General features: G+C 68.5%; 20 protein-coding genes and 1 pseudogene. 13 read left to right on the top strand and 8 right to left on the bottom strand.

Annotated features, from left to right (window positions below):
* Window positions 1–2: 2 nt before the first annotated feature.
* On the bottom strand, window positions 3–1,040 hold the full coding sequence (bioB, locus tag BN973_RS13680) for a biotin synthase BioB (protein ID WP_036472389.1): 1,038 nt from the start codon (window positions 1,038–1,040) through the stop codon (window positions 3–5).
* A gap of 187 nt (window positions 1,041–1,227) precedes the next feature.
* Between bioB and BN973_RS13675 the strand changes: the two are divergent.
* The 4 genes and pseudogenes from BN973_RS13675 to BN973_RS13660 form a co-directional block, all read left to right on the top strand.
* Window positions 1,228–1,353, top strand: a pseudogene (locus BN973_RS13675) (hypothetical protein); the annotation flags it as partial.
* A 105-nt stretch (window positions 1,354–1,458) separates the two neighbouring features.
* Complete coding sequence (locus tag BN973_RS13670) at window positions 1,459–3,291, top strand: hypothetical protein (protein ID WP_036472387.1); 1,833 nt, start codon at window positions 1,459–1,461, stop codon at window positions 3,289–3,291.
* Window positions 3,292–3,295: 4 nt separating this feature from the next.
* Window positions 3,296–3,658, top strand: a complete 363-nt coding sequence (locus BN973_RS13665) for a hypothetical protein (protein WP_036468797.1) — start codon at window positions 3,296–3,298, stop codon at window positions 3,656–3,658.
* Window positions 3,655–5,007, top strand: coding sequence for a hypothetical protein (locus tag BN973_RS13660; protein ID WP_036468795.1), 1,353 nt, complete (start codon window positions 3,655–3,657; stop codon window positions 5,005–5,007). Before BN973_RS13665 ends, BN973_RS13660 begins: the two co-directional genes overlap by 4 nt.
* Before the next feature lie 96 nt (window positions 5,008–5,103).
* Here BN973_RS13660 and BN973_RS13655 read toward each other — a convergent pair whose 3' ends face one another.
* The 4 genes from BN973_RS13655 to BN973_RS13640 are packed head-to-tail and all read right to left on the bottom strand — an operon-like array spanning window position 5,104 to window position 8,746.
* Complete coding sequence (locus tag BN973_RS13655) at window positions 5,104–5,610, bottom strand: 2'-5' RNA ligase family protein (RefSeq protein WP_036468793.1); 507 nt, start codon at window positions 5,608–5,610, stop codon at window positions 5,104–5,106.
* Complete coding sequence (gene bioD / locus BN973_RS13650; RefSeq protein ID WP_036468791.1) at window positions 5,610–6,290, bottom strand: dethiobiotin synthase; 681 nt, start codon at window positions 6,288–6,290, stop codon at window positions 5,610–5,612. Before bioD ends, BN973_RS13655 begins: the two co-directional genes overlap by 1 nt.
* Entirely contained in the window at window positions 6,287–7,435 is a 1,149-nt protein-coding gene (locus tag BN973_RS13645; protein ID WP_036468790.1) for an 8-amino-7-oxononanoate synthase, read from the bottom strand. The genes bioD and BN973_RS13645 overlap by 4 nt, the downstream gene beginning before the upstream one ends.
* A gap of 6 nt (window positions 7,436–7,441) precedes the next feature.
* The gene (locus BN973_RS13640) at window positions 7,442–8,746 is read right to left on the bottom strand and encodes an adenosylmethionine--8-amino-7-oxononanoate transaminase (protein WP_036468788.1); all 1,305 of its coding nucleotides are present in this window, start codon (window positions 8,744–8,746) and stop codon (window positions 7,442–7,444) included.
* Window positions 8,747–8,907: 161 nt separating this feature from the next.
* Between BN973_RS13640 and BN973_RS13635 the strand changes: the two genes are divergently transcribed.
* The 8 genes from BN973_RS13635 to BN973_RS13600 all read left to right on the top strand — a co-directional run bounded on the left by BN973_RS13635 (window position 8,908) and on the right by BN973_RS13600 (window position 20,930).
* Window positions 8,908–9,300 carry a hypothetical protein gene (locus BN973_RS13635; protein ID WP_051641586.1) on the top strand — a complete coding sequence of 131 codons (393 nt, stop codon included), beginning with the start codon at window positions 8,908–8,910 and terminating at the stop codon, window positions 9,298–9,300.
* A 335-nt stretch (window positions 9,301–9,635) separates the two neighbouring features.
* On the top strand, window positions 9,636–10,430 hold the full coding sequence (ripD, locus tag BN973_RS13630; RefSeq protein ID WP_036468786.1) for an NlpC/P60 family peptidoglycan-binding protein RipD: 795 nt from the start codon (window positions 9,636–9,638) through the stop codon (window positions 10,428–10,430).
* 102 nt (window positions 10,431–10,532) lie between these two features.
* On the top strand, window positions 10,533–12,713 hold the full coding sequence (locus BN973_RS13625; RefSeq protein ID WP_036472385.1) for an acyltransferase family protein: 2,181 nt from the start codon (window positions 10,533–10,535) through the stop codon (window positions 12,711–12,713).
* Between the two features lie 113 nt (window positions 12,714–12,826).
* Complete coding sequence (glgX, locus tag BN973_RS13620; protein WP_051641585.1) at window positions 12,827–14,965, top strand: glycogen debranching protein GlgX; 2,139 nt, start codon at window positions 12,827–12,829, stop codon at window positions 14,963–14,965.
* Between the two features lie 3 nt (window positions 14,966–14,968).
* The gene (treY, locus tag BN973_RS13615) at window positions 14,969–17,269 is read left to right on the top strand and encodes a malto-oligosyltrehalose synthase (RefSeq protein ID WP_036468783.1); all 2,301 of its coding nucleotides are present in this window, start codon (window positions 14,969–14,971) and stop codon (window positions 17,267–17,269) included.
* Window positions 17,262–18,995 (top strand): malto-oligosyltrehalose trehalohydrolase, encoded by a 1,734-nt coding sequence (gene treZ, locus BN973_RS13610; RefSeq protein WP_036468781.1) that lies wholly within the window; start codon window positions 17,262–17,264, stop codon window positions 18,993–18,995. The genes treY and treZ overlap by 8 nt, the downstream gene beginning before the upstream one ends.
* Before the next feature lie 15 nt (window positions 18,996–19,010).
* Window positions 19,011–19,661: a class I SAM-dependent methyltransferase gene (locus BN973_RS13605; protein ID WP_036468779.1), complete on the top strand. Its 651-nt coding sequence runs from the start codon at window positions 19,011–19,013 to the stop codon at window positions 19,659–19,661.
* Window positions 19,662–19,700: 39 nt separating this feature from the next.
* Window positions 19,701–20,930 (top strand): EstA family serine hydrolase, encoded by a 1,230-nt coding sequence (locus BN973_RS13600; protein WP_036468778.1) that lies wholly within the window; start codon window positions 19,701–19,703, stop codon window positions 20,928–20,930.
* A gap of 2 nt (window positions 20,931–20,932) precedes the next feature.
* Here BN973_RS13600 and BN973_RS13595 read toward each other — a convergent pair whose 3' ends face one another.
* Entirely contained in the window at window positions 20,933–22,255 is a 1,323-nt protein-coding gene (locus BN973_RS13595; protein ID WP_036468777.1) for an aminotransferase class I/II-fold pyridoxal phosphate-dependent enzyme, read from the bottom strand.
* A gap of 41 nt (window positions 22,256–22,296) precedes the next feature.
* On the opposite strand from BN973_RS13595, the gene BN973_RS13590 reads away from it, so the two are divergent.
* Window positions 22,297–22,944, top strand: coding sequence for a pyridoxamine 5'-phosphate oxidase family protein (locus BN973_RS13590; RefSeq protein ID WP_036468775.1), 648 nt, complete (start codon window positions 22,297–22,299; stop codon window positions 22,942–22,944).
* 72 nt (window positions 22,945–23,016) lie between these two features.
* Here BN973_RS13590 and ilvA read toward each other — a convergent pair whose 3' ends face one another.
* Together ilvA and BN973_RS13580 are read right to left on the bottom strand one after the other, a co-directional pair.
* Entirely contained in the window at window positions 23,017–24,312 is a 1,296-nt protein-coding gene (gene ilvA, locus BN973_RS13585) for a threonine ammonia-lyase (RefSeq protein WP_036468773.1), read from the bottom strand.
* A 43-nt stretch (window positions 24,313–24,355) separates the two neighbouring features.
* Window positions 24,356–24,793, bottom strand: a complete 438-nt coding sequence (locus BN973_RS13580; RefSeq protein ID WP_036468771.1) for a nitroreductase family deazaflavin-dependent oxidoreductase — start codon at window positions 24,791–24,793, stop codon at window positions 24,356–24,358.
* Between the last annotated feature and the right edge of the window lie 23 nt (window positions 24,794–24,816).

Below are 24,816 nucleotides of genomic sequence, written 5' to 3'. Positions count from 1 at the left end.
CGCTACAAGGTGGCATTCAGCGCCTTGATGGGCATCTGTAGGTCCTCGAGCAGTTCCAGATCGGATTCGGCGGGACGGCCGAGCGTGGTCAGGTAGTTCCCGACGATCACGGCGTTGATCCCGCCCAGGATGCCCTGCTTGGCGCCGAGGTCGCCCAGGGTGATCTCGCGGCCACCGGCGAAGCGCAGCATCGTGCGCGGCAACGCCAGCCGGAACGCGGCCACCGACTTCAGCGCTTCGCTGACCGGCATCACCTCGAGGTCGCCGAACGGCGTCCCGGGCCGCGGGTTGAGGAAGTTCAGCGGCACCTCGTCGGGGCCCAGCTCGGCCAGATCGGCGGCGAATTCCGCCCGCTGCTCCAGCGTCTCGCCCATGCCGAGGATGCCGCCGCAGCACACCTCCATGCCCGCGTCGCGCACCATGGTCAGCGTCTGCCAGCGCTCTTCCCAGGTGTGGGTGGTGACGACGTTGGTGAAGAACGACTTCGCGGTCTCCAGGTTGTGGTTGTAGCGGTGCACGCCCATCGCGGCGAGCTCGTCGACCTGCTCGGCGGTCAGCATGCCCAGCGAGCAGGCCACGTTGATCTCGACCTCGTTGCGGATCGCCTCGATCCCGGCCGCGACCTGGGACATCAGCCGCTTGTCCGGACCACGCACGGCGGCCACGATGCAGAACTCGGTGGCACCCGACTTCGCGGTTTGCTTGGCCGCCTCGACCAGGCTGGGAATGTCGAGCCAGGCGCTGCGCACCGGCGAGGCGAACAGCCCGGATTGTGAGCAGAAGTGGCAGTCCTCGGGGCAGCCGCCCGTCTTGAGGCTGATGATGCCCTCGACCTCGACCTCGGGGCCACACCAGCGCATCCGCACCTCGTGGGCCAGCGCCAGCAGCTCTTCGAGCCGCTCGTCGGGCAGCTGCAGCACCGCAAGGACCTGGTCCCGGCTCAAGCCCTCGCCGCCCTCGAGCACCTGCCGGCGGGCTACCGCCAGGATGTCTGCGTCATGGCCGGCTTCGGTGGTGGGTCGAGTTGCCGCTTGAGTCACCAAGTACTCCCCTGCATCTTTGTTGCGTCCGCAGCTGCGGTCACATCCGCCACAACGCCGTGGCAGCCTGAATGAAACGGTGTTCAAAGTAGGGTAACGGCCGTAGTACACCGAACCCGTCGGGGTATACGGGGAGCATGGCTACTCAACATGTCGAGTACCTGGCACACCACATGCTCCTGCTGGCGGCGCCGGCCTTCTTGCCGGCCGTCATCGTCGTCGCCGTCGTCCTCTATGTCGCGTTGAAGGACCGCCGCGCCGGCCGGGCCGACGATTCCCGGGAACCGGCCAAAGCTCCGGACGACAAGGGTGATTGACACGCCCTCAATCTGGGCATTACAGCTTGGATCAGGGTGAACTTACCTGCCAGTAATAACGGTCTCCCGGGACGTCCCGGCGCAGTAGGGAGGACATGACGATGGTGTCAACGGCGCTACCACTTCTGGCCGAACCGTCGGCTCGCGGTGCCGGCCTGAACCAGGTGATCGGGCTGTCGATCGCCGCGATGGTCATCACGCTGGTCATGTTGTGGGTGGGCTACGCGCACCGCACTCGGCGCATCACCTGGCTGACCCGCCTCGCCGACAAGCTGGGCGAAAAATTCCACCGCCCGAATTGGGTGGCGCTGCCGGTCCTGGTCTTCACGACGTCGATCATCTGCGCGCTGTTCGGCTTCATCTGGGACGTCAGCTGGCATATCGGCAACGGCCGCGATCCCGGGCCGCTGGCCAACCCGGCGCACTACTTCATCATCATCGGCCTGTTCGGGGTTTTTTTGGCCGGCATGATCGCGATCGTCACCCCGTACGACAAGCCCGGCCCGGCGGCGGTGCGGATCACCCGCAACTGGCACGCACCGGTCGGCGGGGTGCTGATGGCCGGCTGCGGGCTCTACGCGATGATCGGCTTCCCGCTCGACGACGTCTGGCACCGGATCTTCGGCCAAGACGTCACCCTGTGGGGCCCAACGCATTTGATGATGATCGGCGGCGCCTGCTTTTCGCTGTTCGCGGTGCTGATGCTGGAGCGCGAGGGCGAGGCCCAGCAAGCCGTCGAGGCCGCGCACGGCGCTTTCATCACGTTCTTGCGCTACCTGTCCTTCGGTGGGATGTTCATCGGCCTGTCGGTGTATCAGATCGAATACGACTTCGGTGTCGAGCAATTCCGCCTGGTGCTGCAGCCGATGATGATCGCCTTCGCGTCGGCACTGGCGGCCGTCGCCGCCCACATCACGATGGGCCGCGGCGCGGCGATCATCGCGGCGTTGTTCGCGATCGCGCTGCGCGGCGGGGTCGCGGTGCTGGTGGGCCCCATCCTGGGCGCGCCGATCAACTGGTTCCCGCTGTACCTGGGCGCCGCGCTGGTCGTCGAACTGATAGCGCTGACTCCAGTGTTCAAGCGCCCCGTCGCTTTTGGCGCCGTCTCCGGCCTGGGCGTGGCGACGGTCGGGCTGTGGCTGGAGTCGCTGTGGATCGGGGCGGTCTATCACTACCCATGGCCGGTCAGCATGTGGGGCGAGGCCCTGGCCATGGCGGTACCGGTCGGCGTGCTGTCCGGGATGTGCGGCGCGATGTTCGGCATGGTGCTGACCGGCCAACGGCTGCCACACCGCTGGATCGGCGTCACGACGGTGGTGGCGACCGTGCTGGTGATCGGCGGCGCAGTCGCCAACGGCCTGCACATCGTGGTACCCGAGCACGGCAAGGCCGCGATAACGCTGACCGAACTGCCGAGCCCGCCCGGCCAGCGCATGGTGTCCGCCGATGTGCAGTTGACACCGGCCAATGCGGCTGGCCCGCAACCGGATTGGCTGACGGTGCTGTCCTGGCAGGGTCGGATGGAAAACCAGCGGGGCCTGGTGATCGACCGGCTCGAGAAAGTCGGCCCCGGGCATTACCGCACCACCCAGCCGGTACCGGTCTGGGGATCGTGGAAGACGCTGCTGCGAATCCAGGACGGCTACACGATGACGGGCGTGCCGATCTACGAGCCGGCCGACGACGCCATTCCGGCCGCCGAAATTCCCGCCCTGTCCTCGATCGACCGGCCGTTCGTGCACGAGATCACCATCCTGCAGCGCGAGCGCGACCAGAACGCCCCCGGATGGCTCTACAACGCCGGTTCACTCGTCGTCCTGCTCCTGACGCTGATGGTCATCGCGGGTCTGACGTGGGGCGCGGGCCGCATCAACAATGCGCTGTCCGAGCCCGAACCGGTCTCCGAAAAGCAACCACTACCGCGGGCGGCCTGAGCCGATGACGTTGCGCGGCACGCTAATCGCGGCCTGGGTGACGGTGCTGACGTGCGGCCTGATCGGCTGCGCCAGCGAACCGGGCCAGGCTCCCACGGGAGCGTTGAACATCGACGTGACCATTTCGCACGGGCAGGTCAACCCGACCAACGCCATGCTGCAGGCCAAGGTCAAGCAGCAGATCAACCTGCACGTCGCCAGCGACGTCACCGACGAGTTGCATGTGCACTCGGTGCCCGATCACAAGTTCCAGGTCGCCGCCGCGCCCAACCAGCTCTTTCATTTCAGCGTCGAGGTCCCGGGCAGGGTCGACGTGGAACTCCACCATCTGGACCGCACGATAGCGACGATTCAAATCGAGCCGTGACGGTGCTGCTGGCCCATGGCCTGGGCGGGTCGGGCGATCTTCCGGTGCCCTACCTGTACGCGATGGTCGGTGCGGCGTGGGCGTTGACGTTCACCTTCGCGTTGGTCGCCTTCGCGTGGCGGCGACCGCGGTTCGACCCGGATGCGCCCGGCCGCCCGCTGCCGGCGTGGGTGACGACGCTGGTCGACGCCCGCCCCGCGCGCCGGACGGTCGCGGGCCTGGCCTTGGTCTTCACCGTCTGGGTGGTGCTGGCCGGGGTCTTCGGTCCGCAAACCCAAACCAACGGACTGCTCGGGGCGTTCTACGTGCTGCTGTGGGTCGGGCTGGTCGCGCTGTCGTTGGCGTTCGGGCCGGTGTGGCGACTGATTTCCCCGATGCGCACGGTGTATCTGCTGCTGCGGCGTGCCTTGCCCGAGCGGCTGAGCCGGCCGCGGCTCGGCTACCCGGAAAGCTGGGGCTACCGTCCGGCCGCGGCCGGGCTGTTCGCCTTCGTCTGGCTGGAACTGGCCAGCCCGAACTCGGCGTCGCTGCCCTGGGTGCGAGGTTGGCTGCTGGTCTACGCGGTGGTGTTGCTGGTCGGGGCGTGGCTGTGCGGGCAGCGCTGGCTGGCCAGGGTCGACCCGTTCGGCGTGTACAGCATGGCGGTGTCGCGGCTGTCCCCGTTTCGGCGCTCAAAAGCCAACGGGCAGATCGTGATCGGCAACCCGTTCGACCATCTGCCGTCGCTGCCGGTGCGCCCCGGTGTGGTCACGATGCTGGCGGTGCTGCTCGGGTCGACGGCGTTCGACAGCTACTCGTCGTCGCCGACCTGGCGCAACTTCGCCGACGGGTTGTCCCGATCCGCCCAGGGCGTACCGCCCACGCTGATGTCGTCGGCGCTGCGCACCGCCGGGCTACTGGTCTTCATTTCGGTTGTCGCACTCACGTTCTCGTCAGCGGCCCGGGCAACCGGCGGGGTGGACCGCGAGCAGCGCCGGGCACTGCCCGGCCAGCTGGCGCACTCGCTGATCCCGATCGTGGTGGGCTACATCTTCGCGCACTATCTCTCCTACCTGGTCGAGCGCGGACAGCAGGCCGTGATCGCGCTGGCCGACCCGTTCGGTCAGGGCTGGAACATGTTGGGGCTCGGGCATTTACAGGTTGCTTACGTGCTGTCCCAACATCCGCCGGTGCTGGCCGGCATCAAGGTGGCCTGCGTGGTGACCGGGCATATCGTCGCGGTGATCGCGGCGCATGACCGGGCGCTGCGGCTGCTGCCGGCCGGCCATCAGCTGACGGGGCAGCTCACCATGATGCTGGTCATGGTCGGTTACACGTTCACCGGTTTGTATCTGCTGTTCGGCGGCTAGAGTCATGAGTCATTAATTGTGTGGCTCGCCGAACGTGGGTGATACGCACGAAAAGTGCTGGAATTGCGTGCATATCCCCCACGCTCGACGTTGACACTAGAGCAGGTGCTCGACCCGCTTGTCGCCATCCCAACGGCGCAGGCCCGCGAAGCTGCCCTCGAGCTGCGCCGGCCGGCCCGCGATGCGCAGCGCCCGGCCCAGCTGCGCGCCACCGACCCGGCGCGCCACCGTGACGTGCGCGGTCCACTGCCCGGGCAGGCTGTTGGGCATCGGCGCGGGCGCCAGGAAGGGACCGCACACCCGGTGCACCTCGGCGTGCAGCGCCAGCAGCTCGCTGCTCGGCACCAGCAGCCGGGCGAACACGGCGCCGGTGCGACCGAACAGCACCGGCGCGCCGATCAACGCACCCAGCGGAAGCCGCGCGGTCACCGGACGCAGTAGCTCGTCGACGTCGGCCGAAATGCGTTCCGCGACAGCCAGTGTGACGTGCGGACGGCTGGCGGGGGCCTGGCTGGGGATGCCGGCACCGGCCAGCTCGTCCCAGATCCGCCGGACCGCGGCCTCGGTGTCGCGGTCGAAGACCAGCTCGATCGAATGGACCATCAGCGCACCAGCGCGCTCACCCAGTCACGGTCGAATGCCGCCGCGCTCATCGCCGCGAAGTCGTCGACGGTCAGCGCGCCGGCCCCGGCGGGCAGCGCGGCGCGCACCGGCGCCAGCCGGCCCAGGGCCGACCGGTTCGACGTCTGCACGACGCCGGGCCGCGACGGCCAGCTGCCGATCACCACGCCCGCGCACGAAAGACCCTGTCCAGCAATCGATTCCAGAGTAAGCGCGGTGTGGTTCAGGGTGCCCAGTTCCGCGGTGACGGCGACCAGCACCGCAGCACCCAGGTCGACGGCCAGATCGCGCAGCGTGACGGCGGCGGCGCCGAGTTCGACCAGCAGCCCGCCGGCGCCCTCGACCAGGGTCAGCCGCCCCGGCCGGTCCAGGTCGCGGACGAGCCGCAGCATCTGATCGCGGGTGGGCAGCGGCATTCCGGCCTGCTCGGCCGCGGCGACGGGGGCCAGTGGCTGCGGATAGCGCGCCAGCCCGGCGACCTCGGTCACCCCGGACAGCCGGGTGACCTCGGCGAGGTCGTCGTCGCCGGAGTCGGTGCCGGTCTGCACGGGTTTGCACACCGCGACGTCGACACCGGCCTGACGCGCGTGACAGGCCAGGGCCGCGACGGCGACCGTCTTACCAACTCCCGTGCCGGTGCCCGTGACGGCCAGGACGGTCAACGGCGCGCCGCGGCAAGAACATCGGTGAGCACCCGGCGTGCGACCTGCAGGTCGGCGTCGTCGAGCGACGCGCGCGCGGTCAGCCGCAGCCGTGACGTCCCGGCGGGCACGGTCGGCGGCCGGAAGCAGCCGACCCGCACGCCGGCGTCCAGGCAGGCGGTCGCGGCGGCCACCGCCACCTCCGGGTCGCCCAGGATCACCGACACCACCGCCGACGGCGGATCCTCGGGCACGCCGCAGATGTCGGCCAATGCGCGGGCGTTCCGCAGCACCGCCTCGGGTCGCCACGCCTCGGTGCGCAGCACCTGCAGCGCGGCCATCGCGGCGCCGACGGCCGCCGGAGCCAGGCCGGTGTCGAAGATGAACGGGCGGGCCGCGTCGATCAGGTGAGCACGCACCTCGGCGGGCCCCAGCACCATGCCGCCCTGGCTGCCCAGCGCCTTGGACAGCGTCGTGGTCATCACCACGTCGGGGGCACCGGCCAGCCGGAGCTCGTGCAGCAGTCCGCGCCCGCCTCCGCGCACCCCGAGCCCGTGCGCCTCGTCGACGATCAGCAGCGCCCGGTGGCGGCGGCAGACCTCGTGCAGCTCGCGCAGCGGGGCCAGCACGCCGTCGGCGCTGAAGACCGATTCGGTGATGACGACGGCGCGCTCCTCGTCGCGGGCGGCCAGGGCCGCGTCGACGGCGTCGACGTCGCGGTGCGGCGTCACCACCACCCGCGCGCGCGACAGCCGGCAGGCGTCGACCAGCGATGCGTGCGAACGGGCCTCCGACACCAGCAGCGAACCCGGGCCGGACAGTCCGACGACGGTGCCGAGGTTGGCCGTGTATCCCGAGGAGAACAGCAACCCGGCGGCGGCGCCGACGTAGTCGGCGAGCTCGGTCTCGAACTGCTGGTGCAGTTCGGTGTCCCCGGTGACCAGGCGCGATCCGGTGGCGCCGGCACCCCAGAGCCGCAGCGCCGCGACGCCGCCCTCGATCACGTCGGGATGCTGCGACAGGCCGAGGTAGTCGTTGGACGCCAGATCCAGCTCGGTGGCCACGGCCGGGCGCGGCCGCAGCGAGCGACGCAGCCCGGCATCGCGGCGCTGCTGTTCGGTCGCCTCCAGCCAGGCCAGCGGGGAAACCTCGATCGGTGCCTTCATCGGCGTTCAGCCTACGAGCCCTGCGACCCCGACCATCGCCGAGGTGATCTGCGCGATCTCGTCCGGGCCGCAGATGTAGGGCGGCATCGCGTAGACCAGGTTGCGGAACGGGCGCAGCCAGACGCCGTGGTCCAGTGCCGCCGGGGTGGCCACGGCCAGGTCGACCGCCCGGTCGCATTCGATGACGCCGATGGCGCCGCACACCCGTACGTCGGCCACACCGCGCAGCGCCCGGGCCGGCTCGAGCCCCGCCGCGAGCCCGGCCCCGATCTCGGCGACCCGCGACCGCCAATCCTGGGCCAGCAGCACCTCGACGCTGGCCACCGACACCGCACAGGCCAGCGGGTTGGCCATGAACGTGGGGCCGTGCATCAGCGCGCCGGCCGCACCGGAGCTGATCGTGTGCGCGATGTCGGTGGTGCACAGCGTGGCCGCCAGGCTGAGGTAGCCGCCGGTCAGCGCCTTGCCGACGCACATGATGTCCGGGCTGACGCCGGCGTGGTCGGCGGCGAACAACTCGCCGGTGCGGCCGAACCCGGTGGCGATCTCGTCGAAGATCAGCAGCACGTCGTGCCGGCGGCAGATCTCGCGCAGGTCGCGCAGGTAGTGCGGATCGTGGAAACGCATGCCGCCGGCGCCCTGGACGACGGGTTCGACGACGACGGCCGCCAGCTCGGTCGCGTGCCGGGCGAGCTGCTCCTCGAACGCGGCGCTGTAGGCCGGGTCGTAGTCGCGGGGCACCTGCGGGGCGAACACCTGCTTCGCCAGGATGTCGGTCCACAGCGAATGCATGCCGCCGTCGGGGTCGCAGACGCTCATCGGCGTGAAGGTGTCGCCGTGGTAGCCGCCGCGCCAGGTCATCAGCCGGTGTTTGGTGGGCCGGGCGCGGCTGCGCCAGTACTGCAGCGCCATCTTGACCGCGACCTCGACCGACACCGACCCGGAATCGCTGAAGAACACCGTCTGAAGACCGGCCGGAGTGATCTCCACCAGCAGCTGAGCCAGCCGGGCCGCCGGTTCGTGCGTCAGCCCGCCGAACATCACGTGGTTCATCGAGTTCAGCTGCGCCGCCAGGGCCTCGTCGAGCACCGGGTGGCCGTGGCCGTGGATCGCGGTCCACCAGGAACTCATCGCGTCCAGCACCTCGATCGGCTTGCCGTCTCTGACCAGCGTCAACCAGGCGCCGCGGGCCCCGACGGCGACCACGGGCGGAACGGATTCGCTGCCGATCGTGCTGTAGGGATGCCACAGATGCGCGGCGTCGATCGCGCTGATCTGCTCGGGCGTCAACCCGGATCTCGCCGCAGGCATAGAGACCGAGCGTAAAGCAGCCGGTTCGCGCAAAAGCCGACCATCGGGGAGCATCTATCGGCATGGCGTTGCCGTACCCGTTCGAGGATCCGCACCGCGGCGACCGCGCCGGCTCCCCGCCGCCGTCGCGGGAGCCCGCCGAGCCGGCTGATTTCCGGCCAATGACCTACGGCGACAACGACTCTGACGTTAAGCCGCACGTGATCCGGCTTCGGGTGGTGCCGTGGGACCTGGTCGCCACCCTCACCCTGGTGGCGCTGCTCGTCATCCTGGCCACCGCGACGACGTGGCCGACCAAGCTCTACGGCTTCCTCGGCGAGGTGTGCTCGGACGAGTCGTGTGGCCTGGTGCCCTTCGGTATCGACATGTACATCTACCCGGTGGTGTGGGGCGGGATCGGTGCCGCGATCGCCGCCGCGGGGATCGGCCCGTTCGTGTCCCTGCTGAAGGGCTGGTACATGTCCTTCTGGCCGGTGTTGTCCCTGGCGATCATCATGGCGAGCTCCGTGATCGGCGATGCGCTCACCGTCTACAGCGCGCGTTATTGGCACTGATTGCGACGGCCCGGCAAAAGTTGCGGCCGGGCAGCGGTGTGAGACCGAAATCACAACTGCCGATAAAGATTTGGGATCGGCAGTCACCGTCCGGTCACGGTCCTACACCAAATCCTTCGTGGGCCTCACCAGCTATTTTCCGAGCGCAATTCCTGTTGTAAAAGTGTGTGTAGTGACTGGTGTGACTCAACGGGCGAACCGACTGATTCACGTCCCCGCAAGGAGGCGGCGTTCGATCCCCAACTCGGGGGTCATCGCGAGTCATCGAACGGCGGCCGAGGCGCCCACAGCGCCGAGGTCTTGACCCGACAGAGTTCAGGAAGGCTGCAACTCCAATGAAGCGCATCTATTCGTTTGCTATCGGTCTCGCCATCTTGGCGGCCCCGATGGCCGCCGCCCCGGAGATCGCGGCCGCCGACCCCGGCGTGCGGTCGATGGACTACCAGCAGGCCACCGACGTCGTCATCATGCGCGGTCTTTCGCAGCGCGGCGTGCCGTTCTCGTGGGCCGGCGGGGGCATCAACGGTCCCTCGCGGGGCACCGGCACCGGCATCAACACCGTCGGCTTCGACGCCTCGGGTCTGATGCAGTACGCCTACGCGGGCGCCGGCATCAGGTTGCCGCGGTCGTCCGGCGCGATCTACCGGGCCGGACAGAAGGTCCTGCCGCAGCAAGCCCAAAAGGGCGACATGATCTTCTACGGCCCCGAAGGCACCCAAAGCGTCGCGATGTACCTCGGCAACAACCAGATGCTCGAGGTCGGCGACGTCGTGCAGGTCTCGCCGGTGCGTTCGATGGGCATGACGCCGTACCTGGTCCGCGTGATCGGCGTGCCGCTGCAGCAGGTCCCGGGGCAGACGCCCGCGCAGCAGGCCCCGCTGCAGCAGCCGCCGACCCAGCAGGCCCCGCTGCAGCAAGCCCCGCTGCAGCAGCTGCCGGCCCAAACGCCCGCGCAACAGGCACCGCTGCAACAGGCACCGTTGCAGCAGCTGCAAGGGCAGCCTCCGCTGCAGCAGCTCCCGACGCAGCAAGCGCCGGTGCAACCGGTGACGCCCGCGCAGCCGGCGCTGCCGCAGCTGCCGAACCTGCAGACGCTGCTGCAGCCGGCTCAACCGGGCACCACCCGCTAAGTTTCGCGGCTGTTACAAAACGCCACCTGCTCCGCTGAGCAGCCTCGCCGCCCGGCGAGCGCTCAAGAGCGGGTGGCGTTTTTGGGTAAGTTAACCGTGATCATGCAGACCACGTTGCCGCCCCCAGCTCCGGCCGCCACGGCGAATCCGGGCAGTTCAGGGGCGCGCGCGAAGGGGTCTGCGGGGTTCTATCGCTACGACCTGGACGGCTTGCGCGGCATCGCGATCGCGCTGGTCGCCGTGTTCCACATCTGGTTCGGCCGGGTCTCCGGCGGTGTGGACGTGTTCCTGGCGCTGTCCGGGTTCTTCTTCGGCGGCAAGATCCTGCGTGCCGCACTCAACCCGGCCGTCACGCTGTCGCCCGTCGCGGAAGTGATCCGGCTGATCCGCCGCCTAGTGCCCGCGCTGGTGGTGGTTTTGGCGGCGTGTGCGGTGCTCACCATCCTGGTGCAGCCGCAAACCCGCTGGGAGACCTTCGCCGACCAGAGCCTGGCCAGCCTCGGCTACTACCAGAACTGGGAGCTGGCGAACACCGCCTCGGACTATCTGCGGGCCGGCGAGGCGGTCAGCCCGCTGCAGCACATCTGGTCCATGTCGGTGCAGGGGCAGTTCTACGTGGCCTTCCTGCTCCTGATCGCCGGCTGCGCCGTCCTGTTACAGGGCCTTTTTCGGGGCCCGCGGGGCCCCTACCTGCGCACGCTGTTCGTGGTGCTGCTGGGCGTGCTGACGGTGGCCTCGTTCGTCTATGCGATCTTCGCGCACTCCGATGACCAGTCGATCGCCTATTACGACAGCTTCGCGCGGGGGTGGGAGTTGCTGCTGGGCGCGCTGGTCGGCGCGGTGGTGGCCGCCATCCGCTGGCCGACGTGGCTGCGGACCGTCGCCGCCTCGGTCGCGCTGGCGGCGGTGGTGTCCTGCGGGGCCCTGATCGACGGCGTCAACGAGTTTCCGGGCCCCTGGGCCCTGGTCCCGGTCGGGGCCACGATGTTGATGATCCTGGCCGGGGCCAACCTGCAGGGCGATCCCGACACCGGCGGCCGGCTGCCGCTCCCCAATCGGCTGCTGGCCACCCGGCCCCTGGTGGAGCTGGGCGCCATCGCCTACTCGCTGTACCTGTGGCACTGGCCGCTGCTGATCTTCTGGCTGTCCTACAGCGGGCACAAGCACGCCGACTTCGTCGAAGGCGCGGCGGTGCTGCTGATCTCCGGTGTGCTCGCCTACCTGACCACCCAGCTCGTCGAGGATCCGCTGCGCTACCGCGCGCCGCAGGGATCCGCGAAGGCCGCGGCGCAGTCGTGGTGGTCGCGGCTGCGCCGGCCGACGATGGCGCTCGGGGCGGCGGTCGTGCTGCTGGGCGTCACGCTGACCGCGACGTCGTTCACCTGGCGTCAGCACGTGACGGTGCTCCGGGCCGCCGGCAAGGAACTGTCCGTGCTCAACCCGCAGGACTACCCCGGCGCCCGGGCCCTGACCGAACACGTGCGGGTGCCGACGCTGCCGATGCGGCCCAGCGTCCTCGAGGTCAAGGACGACCTGCCGGCGTCTACGCGGGACGGCTGCATCAGCGACTTCGTCAACCCGGCAGTGGTCAACTGCGTCTACGGCGACCTCGCCGCGACCCGGACCATCGCGCTGGCCGGCGGTTCGCACGCCGAGCACTGGCTGCCGGCACTGGATGTCCTCGGACACGCCCATCACTTCAAAGTTGTGACATATCTCAAAATGGGCTGCCCGTTGTCGACCGAGCAGGTACCGCTGATCATGGGCAACAACGCCCCCTACCCGCAGTGCCGCGAGTGGGTGGAGCGGACGATGGACAAGCTGGTCTCCGATCGACCCGATTACGTGTTCACCACCACCACCCGGCCCTGGAACATCCGGAGCGGTGACGTGATGCCGGCGACCTACATCGGAATCTGGCAGACGTTGTCCGACAACAACATTCCGATTCTCGGCATGCGTGACACCCCGTGGCTGGTCAAGAACGGCCAACCGTTCGACCCGGCGGACTGCCTGGCCAAGAAGGGCGGCAACGCCTCGTCGTGCGCGATCAAGCGTTCCGATGTGCTGTCCGACCGCAACCAAACCCTGGATTTCGTCGAGCAATTCCCGCTACTCAAGGTGCTCGACATGTCAGATGCCATCTGCCGCACCGATGTTTGCCGTCCGGTCGAAGGAAACGTGCTGATCTACCACGGCGCTCATCACCTGACCCCCACTTACATGCGGACCATGGCCCACGAGCTGGGCTTGCAGATCGCGGCCGCCACCGGCTGGTGGTAGCCCCGGACAGGACAGTCCCCCGCGGATAAGGTCGTGTAGTGCCGTCAACCAACCCGGCTTCCGGACCGGCCGCAGCTTCGGGTGCTGCAACGCCGGTCGAGGCCACGCCCACGCTGCCCACCGTTTGGCCCGGGGACTCTTATCCCCTCGGGGCCACCTATGACGGGGCGGGCACTAACTTTTCGCTGTTCTCCGAGATCGCCGAGCAGGTCGACTTGTGCCTGATCGACGAGCGGGGCGACGAATCGCGGATCCCGCTCGACGAGGTCGACGGCTACGTGTGGCACGCCTATCTGCCGAACATCACTCCCGGTCAGCGTTACGGATTCCGGGTGCACGGGCCGTTCGATCCGGCCGCCGGCCACCGGTGCGACCCGAGCAAGTTGCTGCTCGACCCGTACGGGAAGTCGTTCGACGGCGATTTCACCTGGGGTCAGGCGTTGTTCTCCTACGACCTGAACGCTATCGAGGAGAACGGGGACACCACGATCACCGGCACTCCCCCGATGATCGATTCACTGGGCCACACGATGACCAGCGTGGTGATCAACCCGTTCTTCGACTGGGCCTTCGATCGCGCGCCGATGACCCCCTACCACGAAACGGTGATCTACGAAGCTCACGTCAAGGGCCTGACCCAAACCCATCCCGGCATCCCCGAGGGACTGCGCGGCAGCTACGCCGCGCTGGCCCACCCGGTGATCATCGAGCACCTCAAGTCGCTCAACGTCACCGCGCTGGAACTCATGCCGGTACACCAGTTCATGCACGACGAACGCCTGCTCGACCTCGGGCTGCGAAACTACTGGGGCTACAACACATTCGGGTTCTTCGCCCCGCACTACCAGTACGCGTCGAATCGGCAGGCCGGCGGGGCGGTCGCCGAATTCAAGATGATGGTGCGCAGCCTGCACGAAGCCGGCATCGAGGTCATCCTCGACGTCGTCTACAACCACACCGCCGAAGGCAACCACCTGGGGCCGACGATCAACTTCCGCGGCATCGACAACAGCGCCTACTACCGGCTCCTCGACGAGGACCCGCGGTTGTACAAGGACTACACCGGCACCGGCAACAGCCTCAACGCCCGCCACCCTCACGTCCTGCAGCTGATCATGGACTCGCTGCGCTACTGGGTGACCGAAATGCACGTCGACGGGTTCCGCTTCGACCTGGCCGCGACCCTGGCCCGCGAGCTGCACGACGTGGACCGGCTGAGCGCGTTCTTCGATCTGGTGCAACAGGATCCGATCGTCAGCCAGGTCAAGTTGATCGCCGAGCCGTGGGATGTCGGCGAGGGCGGCTATCAGGTCGGCAATTTCCCGGGTTTGTGGACCGAGTGGAACGGGAAGTATCGCGATACGGTGCGTGACTACTGGCGGGGTGAGCCCGCAACCCTGGGCGAGTTCGCTTCCCGGCTGACCGGGTCGTCGGACCTGTATGAGGCGAGCAGCCGGCGGCCCAGTGCGAGCATCAACTTCGTCACCGCGCACGACGGGTTCACCCTCAACGACTTGGTCTCCTACAACGAGAAACACAACGAGGCCAACGGCGAGGACAACCGCGACGGGGAAAGTCACAACCGGTCCTGGAACTGTGGTGTCGAGGGTCCCACCGACGACCCCGAGATCGTCGAGCTGCGCCGCCGGCAGATGCGCAACTTCTGGGCCACCCTGATGGTCAGCCAGGGCACCCCGATGATCGCGCACGGCGACGAGCTGGGCCGCACTCAGCTGGGCAACAACAACGCCTACTGTCAGGACTCCGAATTGGCTTGGATCGACTGGTCTTTGGTGGACAAGAACGCCGATCTGCTGGCCTTCGCGCGCAAGGTGACCAAGCTACGCAAACGGCACCCGGTGTTTCGGCGGCGCCGGTTCTTCGACGGCGAGCCGATCCGCAGCGGCGACGAAGTCCGCGATATCGCCTGGCTGACGCCGAGCGGCCGGGAGATGACGCACGACGACTGGAACCAGGCCTTCGACAAGTGTGTCGGGGTGTTCCTCAACGGCGAAGCCATCACCGCACCCAATGCCCGCGGCGAGCGGGTGGTCGACGACTCATTCCTGTTGTGCTTCAACGCCCATAAGCGGGACGTGGAATTCGTGATGCCACATGACGACTACGCGCGGGAATGGACCATGGAGCTGGACACCAATCATCCGGCAGGCGATGCGGACCTGGCCGTTGCGGCCGAAGGAAAGATCACCGTCCCGGGCAACTCGGTGTTGATCCTGCGAAAGACCGCTTGACACATGGCCTTACCCGTGCGGTCCACCTACCGGTTACAGTTGCGCGGACCCGCCAGTGGCAGCGCCTTCACCTTCGCCGATGCCGAGAACCTGCTCGACTACCTCGACGAGCTCGGGGTGTCGCATCTGTACCTGTCCCCGATCCTGACCGCGGTCACCGGATCCAGTCACGGATACGACGTCACCGACCCGACCACCGTGTCGCCGGAACTGGGCGGCGCCGAGGGTCTGGCACGGCTATCGGCGGCAGCCCGCGCCCGCGGCATGGGGCTGATCGTCGACATCGTGCCCAACCACGTCGGGATCGACCAGCCCCGGCAGAACCCGTGGTGGTGGGACGTGCTGCGGCACGGCCGATCATCGGACTACGCAACGTATTTCGACATCGACTGGGATCTCGATCAGCGGGGTCGCATCGTGCTGCCGGTGCTGGGCTCCGACGACGACGTCGCCGACCTGACGGTGGACGGCGACCTGCTGCGGTTGGGCGACCTGGCGCTGCCCATCGCGCCCGGCACCGGTGACGGCAGCGGCCCCGAAGTACACGACCGTCAGCACTACCGGCTGGTGGGCTGGCGCAGCGGCGTCGTCGGCTATCGCCGTTTCTTCTCGATCACCTCGCTGGCCGGGCTGCGCCAGGAGGATCGGGCGGTGTTCGACGCCAACCACGCGGAGATCGCCCGCTGGTTTCGCGAGGGACTCGTCGACGGGGTACGCATCGACCACCCCGACGGATTAACCAACCCCAGTGGGTATTTGGAGTGGCTGCGCGAACTGGTCGGCCCAGACGCATGGATCGTCATCGAAAAGATCCTGGCCGTCGACGAGGCGCTGGAGCCGACGCTGCCGATCGGGGGCACCACCGGTTATGACGTATTGCGGGAAGTGGGCGGGGTGTTCGTCGACCCGGCCGGAGCTCCCGCGCTGACCGAACTGGTCGAGTCCGCCGGGATGAACTACCACGACACCCCCCGGCTGCTGGCCGACCTCAAGGTTCAAGTCGCCACCGAGACCCTCGGCAGCGAGCTGGGCAGGCTGCGGCGGGCCATCGCCGCGGCCGCCGGCACCGACCATCCGCGGCTACCCGAAGCGGTCGCCGCACTGCTCAGCCACATCGACGTCTACCGCAGCGACTACCTCGGATTGTCCGCCATTCTGCCCAGCGCGCTCGCCGAAACCCAAGCGGCACAACCGGAACTGGGGCCGGCGCTGCAGGTGCTCGTCGCGGCGCTGGCACGTGGCGGCGAAACCGCCGCACGGCTGCAGCAATTGTGCGGCGCGGTGACCGCCAAGGCCGTGGAGGACTGTTTGTTCTACCGCGACGCCCGGCTGGTCTCGCTCAACGAGGTGGGCGGCGACCCAGGCCGGTTCGGCGTCGGCGCCGCGGAGTTTCACCACCGCACCGCCACCCGCGCCCGGCTGTGGCCGCAGGCGATGACCACCTTGTCCACCCACGACACCAAACGCGGCGAGGATGTGCGCGCCCGCATCGGCGTGCTGTCCCAGGTGCCCTCGCTCTGGGCGGAGTTCGTGGCCCGCTGGGAAGCCGAGGCACCCTCCCCCGACGCCGCGACCGGACAGTTCTTGTGGCAGAACATCTTCGGCGTGTGGCCGCTGAACGGCGAAGTCACCGAACAATTGCGCGAGCGGCTGCACGCCTATGCCGACAAGGCAACGCGCGAGGCCACGCTGCACACCTCATGGAGCGACCCGAACACCGAGTTCGAGGATGCGATCCATCGCTGGCTGGATGCGGTGCTGGACGGCCCGGTGGCCGGCCAGCTGACCAAGCTTGTCGCCCAACTCAACCCGCACGCCGCCAGTGATGCGCTGGGCCAGAAACTGCTCGCGCTGACCGTGCCCGGCATTCCCGACGTCTACCAGGGCACCGAGCTCTGGGACGACAGCCTGGTCGACCCGGACAACCGCCGCGCGATAGATTATGCCGCGCGCAGAGCCGCTCTCGCCGAACTGCAGCACCCGAAGCTACGCGTGGTCACCACGGCGCTGCGGCTGCGGCGCGCCCGTCCGGACAGTTTCCTGCACGGCGACTATGTCCCCCTGCTCGCCGATGGCGACGCCGGCGACCACCTACTGGCCTTCAGCCGCGGCGCTGACGTCGTGGTCGCGGTGACCCGCTGGACGGTCCGCCTCGCCGAAACCGGTTGGGGCAACACCGTACTGCCGCTGCCCGAAGGAACCTGGAAAGACACGCTCACCGGGGCCATCGCGGACGGACCGACGTCGGCAGCCCAGTTGTTCGCCGACCTGCCCGTCGCACTATTGGAGCGCCATCATGGCTGAATTCCGGGTCTGGGCCCCCAAACCCGCCCTGGTCCGCCTCGACGTCGACGGCGCGGTGCACGCGATGACGCGCACGCAAGACGGCTGGTGGCACGCGAGCGTCGACGCAACCGCGAACGCCCGCTACGGATTCCTGCTCGACGACGACCCCGCGGTGCTGCCCGATCCACGATCACCCCGCCAGCCGGACGGCGTGCACGCCCGCTCGCAGCTGTGGGACCCCGCCGACGCCACCTGGACCGACAGCGGATGGGCGGGCCGATCGGTCGAAGGCGCGGTGATCTACGAGCTGCACATCGGCACCTTCACCGAGGCGGGCAGCTTCGATGCCGCGATCGAAAAGCTGGACTACCTGGTCGATCTCGGAATCGACTTCGTCGAGCTGATGCCGGTCAACTCCTTCGCCGGAACCCACGGCTGGGGATACGACGGCGTGCTGTGGTACAGCGTGCACGAGCCCTACGGCGGCCCGGACGGCCTGATCCGGTTCGTCGACGCCTGCCACACCAGGGGTTTGGGCGTGTTGATCGACGCGGTGTTCAACCACTTCGGGCCGTCGGGAAACTACCTGCCCCGGTTCGGCCCCTATCTGTCGTCCGGGAGCAACCCGTGGGGCGAGGGCGTCAACATCGCCGACGCCGACTCCGACGAGGTGCGTCGCTACATCATCGGCTGCGCGCTGCGCTGGATGCGCGACTTTCACGCCGACGGGCTGCGGCTGGACGCCGTACACGCGCTGGTGGACACCACGGCCGTTCACATTCTCGAGGAGATGGCGACCGAAACCGATTGGCTGTCACAACAAGTGGGCCGTCCGCTGTCACTGGTCGCCGAGAGCGACCGCAACGACCCTCGGCTGATCACCCCGCGCGATCACTACGGCTACGGGATCACCGCGCAGTGGGACGACGATATCCACCACGCCATCCACACCGCGGTATCCGGCGAACGCCAGGGCTATTACGCCGACTTCGGTGCACTGGCCACGCTGGCGGACACCCTGCGCCGCGGCTTCTTTCACGCCGGCACCTACTCGTCGTTTCGACGGCGCCGCCACGGCCGACCGCTGGACACCAAAGCCATCCCGGCCAGCCGGTTGCTCGCCTATACCTGCACACACGACCAGGTCGGCAACAGGGCGCTCGGGGACCGGCCCTCGCAGCACCTGACCGGCGGCCAGCTGGCGATCAAGGCCGCCCTGGTGCTCGGGTCACCCTACACCGCAATGCTTTTCATGGGCGAGGAATGGGGAGCCTCGACGCCGTTCCAGTTCTTCAGCTCGCATCCCGAACCGGAGCTGGCCCGGGCCACCGCCGAGGGGCGCAAGGCCGAGTTCGCCGAGCACGGCTGGGATGCCGCAAAGAAAGGGGACATCCCCGACCCGCAGGATCCGCAGACATTCCAGCGCTGCAAGCTGAACTGGGGCGAGGTCGATGCCGCAGAGCATGCGCGCCTGCTGGGTTTCTATCGGGCTTTGATCGCCTTGCGGCACAACGACCCCGACTTGGCCGACCCCTGGCTGGAGCGTCTCGTCGTCGACTACGACGAGGAACTGCGCTGGATCACGTTGTCGCGTGGACAGTTACGCATCGCGTGCAACCTCGGCGGCGAACCGGTGACCGTGCCGGTCGCCGGTGATGTCGTGCTGGCATGGGGTGAGCCGACCGCCGATGGTGGCGGCACGGTGCTGGAAGGGCATTCGGTCGCGATCCTGCGCCACGGGTAGCCGTAAACTCGGCGAATGGCCGAGCAACCCGCCAAGGACTTCGTGCCGGCGGCTCCGCAGTTGTGGACCTACGACGCGCTGAGCTATCTGCTGACGAGCACCCGGCGCTGGCGCCCGGTACTGCTGGCGCAGCTGGCCCCCGCGCCCGGCGACGTGATCGCCGACGTCGGCTGCGGTACCGGTACGCAGCTGCGGCTGATCGCCCGCGCCTGCCCGTCGGCGACGCTGATCGGTATCGACCCGGACGCGGCGATTCGCGAGCGGGCCCGCGCCAAGCTTGCCGGGCTGAAGGTCGAGCTGCTGGCCGGATATGCGCGCGACGCCGCGCGGCTGGTGGCCGGCCGCGGTGTCACGAAGGTGTTGTCGTCACTGGTTTTTCATCAGGTGCCGCTGGAGGAGAAGCGCGCCGGCCTGGCCGCGATCCGCGAGTCGCTGCCGCCCGGCGGCAGCCTGCACGTCGCCGACTACGGTCTGCAGCGCACGCGCAAGATGCGCAAGCGGTATCGGCTCGTGCAAAAGGGTGACGGGTTCGAGAACACCGAACCCAACGCGCAGGGCGTGCTGCCCGAGCTGATGACCGAGGTCGGTTTCGACCACGTCGAGGAAACCCACGTTTTCGAGACGGTCAGCGGGTCGATGTCGATCTACCGCGCCCGGCTCCGCTAGCGCTACCATCACCGCACCGACAACGGCGACGGAGCACAGATGGCGCAAAAGGTGCGGATTCCACCCGATCTGATCGGCGGCGACGTCGACGCGGGGTACGGCAAGGTCGCCGACGCCTTCCGTCGCAACCTGAGCAGCGGCCATGAGGTCGGCGCCGCGATCGCGGTCTATCGGGACGGTCGCAAGGTCGTCGATCTATGGGGTGGCTATCGCAACCCGAACACCCGTGCGCCGTGGCAACCGGACACCCTGGTCAACGTCTTCTCGACCACCAAAGGCATTGCGTCTCTTGCCGTTGCGGTCGCCGTATCCCGGGGCTACCTCTGCTACGACGCCAAGGTCACCGATTACTGGCCGGAGTTCGCCCAGGGCGGCAAAGAGGCGGTCACGGTGCGCCAGCTGCTCGCGCATCAGGCCGGCCTGCCCGTCATCAAACCGCCGCTGACGTTGCAGGAGCTGGCCGATCCGCCGACGATGTCGGCCAAGCTCGCGGCCCAGGTGCCGGCGTGGCCGCCCGGAACGCGACACGGCTACCACGGCATCACGCTGGGCTGGTACGAAGGCGAACTGATCCGCCGGACCGACCCCGCCGGACGTTCGCTGGGGCGGTTCTTCGCCGATGAGATCGCCGGTCCGCTGCAGCTGGATCTCTACATCGGGTTGCCCGCGTCGGTGGGCCGCGATCGCGTCGCGTACCTCGACGCGTGGTCGTTGCCGCAGCTGCTCTTTCATCTGAACACCATGCCGCGCCGCCTGGCGCTGGCCTTGTTCAACCCGCTCGACCTCGCGGCGCCCGCGCTGACCATCGCCAAAGGCATCAACGACCTGGGCGCCTTCAACCGCGACGAGCTGCGCGTGCTCGAGATGCCCGCCGTCAACGGCACCGCCACCGCGCGCTCGATCGCCAAGCTGTACGGCGGCGCCGCCACCGGCGGCGCCGAGCTCGGCTTGACCACCGCCACCTTCGATGCCCTGAAAAGCCCCGCCCAACCGCCGACAAAGGGGTTGCGCGACAAGGTGTTACACGTCGATTCCAATTTCACGCTGGGCTTCAACAAGCCCAGTCCGCTCTGCATGTTCGGTTCGTCCGGCAACGCGTTCGGAACGTCGGGAGCGGGCGGTTCGTTCGGATTCGCCGACCCGGACACCGGTATCGGATTCGGCTACGTGATGAACAAGCTGGGCTTCCACCTGGTCAGCGACCCCCGAGAGCTCGCGCTGCGTCGCGCGCTATTCCAGGACACGTTGGGGGCCAGGCCCCAGACGTGATCTCACACGCTGGAACGGCCGGCGACCGAGGTCGCCTCGGCGATCGACACCGCCAGCGGCTCGATCTCCCCGTCGGTCACATCGGCGATGGTGACCCGGATTCCGGCCGCGGTGCCGATCCGGAACCGTGAACCGGGGGCGGCGGCCCAGCCGGCGGTGATCAGCCGGGTGATCGCGACCGTCTCGTCGGGCACCGGGATCCAGACGTTGAGCCCGGAGCGGCCGTAGGCGGTGATCCCGCGGTCGGCCAACGCGGCACGTAACCGCGTGCGGTTCTCGGTGTACCGCGCCTCGGCGTGCCGGACGAGACGCGACGCCGCCTCGTCGGACCACAGGCGCACCGCGAGATCCTGCAGCAGATGGCTCACCCACCCCGGCCCCAGCCGCAGGCGTCCGTGCACGCGCTCGACGGTGCGCTGATCTCCGGCGAGTACGGCCACCCGCAGGTCGGGACCGTAGGCCTTCGATGCCGACCGCACGAATGCCCAGCGGCCGCTCGCTGCGGCCAGCGGATGCAGCGGCACACCGGAAATGCCGGCGCAGTGATCGTCCTCGACGAGCAACACGTCGTCGCGCCCGGCCAACACCTCGCGCAGCTCACCGGCGCGTTGCGCGGACAGCGCCGCCCCGGTCGGGTTCTGCGCGCGGGTGGTCACGACCAGCGCGCGCGCCCCGCGGCCCAGCGCCCTGGCGACGTCGGCAACCAGCGGCCCGTCATCGTCGACGCGCATCGGCTCAACCGAAAGCCCAAGCGCGGCAATCAGATCCAGTAGGTTCGCCCAGCCCGGATCCTCGACGGCCACCCGGTCGCCGGGGCGCAGGTGCGCGTTCAGCACCCGCTCGATGCCGTCGAGCGCCCCGCTGGTGAGCGCGAGATGGTCGGCCGGAACACCGTCGGCGCCCAGTGTCGCGCGGGCCAAGTCGACCAGCGCCGCCGACATGGCCGGCTCCCCGTAGAGCACCGTTCGCTCGGACGAAACATGTTGCGGGACAGCAGCAATAGGCAGCAGCGCCGGATCCGGGTTGCCGGTGGACAGATCGCGCACACCGGCGGGTACGTCCAGGCCGAGCAGCGAGCGCGGCGTGGTGGCCGGGCGGTGCCGCACCCGGGTGCCGCGCCGGCCCGAGGTTTCGACGGCCCCGCGATCGCGCAACAGGCGGTAGGCCGCGGCGGCGGTGTTGGCGTTCACGCCGAGTCGCGCGGCCAGTTCCCGCACCGGCGGCAATGCGTCACCGGGCGCCAGGGATCCGCTCGAGATGCCTTCTTCGATGTTGGCGGCTATGGACTCCGCGCCCGTCCCCGCTATGCTGTATTGCACTGGCACAGTAGTTAGTATGTACTATTACAATATTCCGAGGCAATCCGATGGACTACCGTCCCACATCTCGCACGACGCCCACCCGCTACCGGGAACGCGCCCGCTACGACCGCGACACCGTCCATCGGATCCTGGACGAGGCCCTGATCTGTCACCTGGGTTACCTGGGCGCCGGTCGGCCGGTGGTGTTGCCGACGACGCACGCCCGGCTCGGCGAGACTCTCTACCTGCACGGATCCACCGGCAGCCGACCGATGCGCGGCGCCGGCGCAGGCCTGCCCGTGTGCGTCACCGCCACCCTCGTCGACGGGCTGGTGCTGGCCCGCTCGGCGCTGCACCATTCGCTGGTCTATCGCTCGGTGGTGGTGGTCGGCGACGCCCGTCTGGTGGACGACCCGGCGGAGAAGTCGCGGGCGCTTGCCGGGCTGCTCGATCACATCGCGCCCGGACGTGCCGCCGACTGTCGAGCCCCGAACGCAAAGGAGCTCGCCGCGACCGCGGTGCTCGCTGTCGACCTGCTCGAGGTCTCGGCCAAGGTGCGCGACGGTGGGCCCGTCGACGAGCCGGAGGATTACGCGCTACCACACTGGGCCGGCGTGGTTCCGCTGACCTTGACCGCCGGTGTACCGATACCGGCCGACGACCTCGATCCCGCTATCCCGGCGCCGGGCTATCTGACGCACTACTCGCGGTGAGACGCCGAACGTCGACTCGTTGGGGCGTTTTCGCGCATTTGTGCCCGACAACTCGGCGTTCGGCGCGCAAAGCTAGAGCAATAAGTAGCGGTAGGCCGGCGAACCCGGTTGCAACGTCTCGAAGTGAATCTCGGTCTCGCGCATCCGCTCCACCAGATCGTCGAGGTCGGCCGACGACCCCAGCTGAATGCCGACCAGCGCCTCACCGGTCTCGCGGTTGTTGCGCTTGACGTACTCGAACAGCGTGATGTCGTCGTTGGGCCCGAGCACGTCGTCCAGGAATCGGCGCAACGCGCCGGGCTCCTGCGGGAAGTCCACCAGGAAGTAGTGCTTGAGCCCGAGGTGGACCAGCGAGCGCTCGAGTACCTCGCCGTAGCGCGACACGTCGTTGTTGCCGCCCGAGATCAGGCACACCACGGTGGATCCGGGCTCGACGTCGGCTTCCAGCAGCCCGGCGACGGACAGCGCGCCCGCCGGCTCGGCGATGATGCCCTCGTTCTGGTAGAGATCCAGCATCGCGGTGCACACCGCGCCCTCGTCGACCGTCGTGATCGACACCATGTCGCCCGCGGCCGCCAGCGCGGCATGCGTCAGCGTTCCCGCTCGCTTCACCGCGGCGCCGTCGACGAACTGGTCGACGTGGTCCAGCGTCACCGGCTCGCCGGCGGCCAGCGCGGCCATCATCGCCGCCGCGCCGGCCGGTTCGACACCCAGCACCGCGGTGTTCGTGGTGCGTTCGCACAGATAGGTCGAGATGCCCGCGATGCAGCCGCCGCCGCCCACCGGGACCACCACCAGGTCGGGCTCCCCAATACCAAGCTGGCCCAGTTGGTCCAGCAACTCGACGGCGATCGTGCCCTGCCCGGCCATCGTGCGCGGGTCGTCGTACGGCGGAACCAGGGTCGCGCCGGTGCGTTTCACATCCTCGAGCGCCGCCTCGGCGGCCAGGTCGTAGGTAGATCCGCCGACGATCAGCTCGATGAAGCTCTCCCCGTGGTAGCGGATCCGGTCGCGCTTCTGCTTGGGCGTTTTGGCCGGCACGTAGACGCGGCCGTGCACGCCCAGGGCCCGGCAGGCATAGGCGAACCCTTGCGCGTGGTTGCCGGCCGAGGAGCACACCACGCCGGCGCCGATCTCCTCGTCGGAGAGCTGCACCAGCAGGTTGTAGGCCCCGCGCAGCTTGTAGGAACGCACGATCTGCAGGTCTTCGCGCTTCAGGTAGACCTGCGCACCGGTGATCGCCGACAGCCGGTCGCTGTACTGCAGCGGCGTCGGGGTGACTACCGCGGCAATCCGCTGAGCAGCGCCGTCAATGTCGGCCGCGGTCAGCGGCGACGTGCTAGGGCTCTGGCTCAGTTCGGCGGACACCGATCAATGGTGCCATGCACCCCCCGCCACCTGCCTAATCGGCTCAGCTCACCGGGGTCAGCACGAACACCGGAATCTGGCGGTCGGTCTTCGCCTGGTACTCGGCGTAGGGCGGGAAGGTCGCGACCGCGCGCTCCCACCAGGTGGCCTTCTCGTCGCCGGACACCTCCCGGGCGTCGTAGTCGCGTGTGACGGTACCGTCTTGCAACTCGACCCTCGGGTTCTTGGCGACGTTGTAGTACCAGACCGGGTGCTTCGGCGCGCCGCCAAGCGAGGCGACGATCGCGTACTGGCCGTCGTGCTCGACCCGCATCAACGGGGTCTTGCGGAGCTTGCCGGTCTTGGCCCCGACCGTGGTCAGCAGAACCACCGGCATTCCTTGTAGGTCCGTACCGTCAGTCCCGCCTGAATCGATGTACTTCTCGGCCTGCTCACGGGCCCAATCTGAGGAGCTGGGTGCGTATTCACCTTCTAGCGGCATGGCCACCACTTTAGGACGCGGTC

The sequence above is a fragment of the Mycobacterium triplex genome, assembly GCF_000689255.1.
In the GTDB taxonomy this organism is placed as follows: Bacteria; Actinomycetota; Actinomycetes; order Mycobacteriales; family Mycobacteriaceae; genus Mycobacterium; species Mycobacterium triplex.
Note: the sequence above shows the minus strand (reverse complement) of the source record. Positions and strands in the feature narration are given on the sequence as shown.